The sequence below is a fragment of the Variovorax sp. P4_D9 genome (assembly GCF_056401695.1).
Genome location: NZ_JBFUIU010001599.1, coordinates 1 through 923, shown reverse-complemented (window position 1 = coordinate 923; position 923 = coordinate 1). Strand labels below are relative to the sequence as shown.

Genomic DNA, 923 nt, shown 5'->3' with positions numbered 1-923 from the left:
TGTGTACACGGTCTGGCGTGCCACGCCAACCGCCGCTGCGGCCTGCGCGGGGGTCTTGTCCGCCAGCAGCATTCGCCCAGCCTGCACCCGTTTGCGCGTGGCCTCGTCCATCTTCTTGCCCATGCAACCTACCTCCAATCAATCCGCTGATTGGATAACGTTCGAGGACGTTATTGGTTGTCATGGATTTGGTAAATCTCAATAGTTGCTCCACCGCGCGGTGCGCGACCCACGACCCATGAAACCCTGTGAAATTGAGTGCGGCGTCCGGCAMAGAGGTCAGTTTGTACTTGGTGCCWCGAACCCGWATYYYAGTTGGACCCGCGGCTCCACGAGCACCCCGTACTGTCGTCTCGGGCCTTGCGCCCCTGAGCACGCATTTCAGACTTCGATGACGTGGGCCGCACGCCGATGTCGCCGTGCATTGGAGGCGATCATGGAAGTTATCTATCCGCGCTGCGCAGGGCTGGACGTTCACAAGCAAACCGTGGTGGCGTGCGTGCGCATTGCCGGCGACGGCTCCCCGCTGCAGGAAGTGCGCACCTTTGCCACCACCTCGGGGCTGCTGGCCCTGGCCGACTGGCTCGATGCCTTTGCCGTCGAGCAGGTGGGCATGGAGGCCACGGGCGTGTACGGGAAGCCCGTGTGGCACGTCCTCGAAGGCCACTTCGAGCTGGTGCTGGCCAACGCCGCGCATGTGAAGAACGTGCCCGGGCGCAAGACCGACGTCCACGATGCGATGTGGTTGGCCGACCTGTTGGCCCACGGGCTTGTCCGCGCCAGCTTCGTGCCGCCGGTGGCCGTGCAGGAACTGCGCACGCTCACGCGCACGTTCGTGCTCGAATGGAGTGCCCACGCCCAGCGCATCGAGAAGGTCCTGGAGGACGCCAACCTCAAGCTCAGCGTCGTGCTCAGCGACATCC

Annotated in this window: 1 protein-coding gene and 1 pseudogene; one reads left to right on the top strand and one right to left on the bottom strand. The window is 64.1% G+C overall.

The features are described from left to right. Positions 1 to 123 (bottom strand): annotated as a pseudogene (locus AC1DY5_RS57175) (IS630-like element ISCARN39 family transposase); the annotation flags it as partial. Positions 124 to 436: 313 nt separating this feature from the next. Between AC1DY5_RS57175 and AC1DY5_RS57170 the strand changes: the two are divergent. Next, the coding region (locus tag AC1DY5_RS57170) for an IS110 family transposase (RefSeq protein WP_478122965.1) at positions 437 to 923 on the top strand (487 nt) is incomplete at its 3' end.